The 777-nt window shown below is 46.5% G+C and carries 1 protein-coding gene; it reads right to left on the bottom strand.

Translation table 11 applies throughout. From position 1 onward, the window contains the following. A partial coding sequence (locus A3751_RS19525; protein ID WP_156492653.1) for an NTP transferase domain-containing protein occupies positions 1 to 777 on the bottom strand: 777 nt, incomplete at both ends.

Raw genomic sequence — 777 nt, 5'->3', positions numbered from 1 at the left:
TCAGCCAAGGTGACACGCCCAATAAAAACGCAATTTAAGTCGATTGTCACATCCTTGCCACACACGAGCTCGCCACGAATGTCGATACGATTCGGATCAAATAGACTCACCCCGTCGCGCAGTAAACGCTCACCGTACTGTGACTGGAACCAGCATTCCAGTTCACAAAGCTGCAGTCGATCATTAACACCTTGTACTTCTTCTGGCGATGAGGGTGAGCAGGACTCTACTTCTTTGCCATCACTCACTGCCAACGCAACGAGATCTGTTAAGTAATATTCGCCTTGTGCATTGTCTGAACTTAGTCGCGGTAACCACTGCTTTAAGTTGTCGGACGTCGCAGCCATAAAACCGGTATTGATTTCTTGAATAGCCAATTGTTCTTCGTTGGCGTCTTTTTGCTCGACGATTGCAACAAGTTCATCAGCGACATTGCGTACGATTCGACCATAACCAGTTGGGTCTTCAACATCCATGGTCAATAGAGCTAAGGTTTCTTGATCTGCGAGCCCGATCAACTCATTTAAAGAGTCATTGGCAATTAGAGGAACATCTCCATAGAGAACAAGGACTTTTGAGCCGTCATTTAAATGTGGCAGAACCTGCGCCACGGCGTGGCCCGTTCCTAGTTGCTCATGTTGTTCAACCCAATTTAGTGGGTACTCAAACTGTTGATAATGGGCACGTAATTGATCTGCACCGTGACCAATAACAACGTGAATTCTATCTGGATTCAGTGCAAGTGCGGTCTCTAATACGTGTGTGAGCATTGGTTTG

This window comes from Oleiphilus sp. HI0080, from assembly GCF_001635135.1.
Note: the sequence above shows the minus strand (reverse complement) of the source record. Positions and strands in the feature narration are given on the sequence as shown.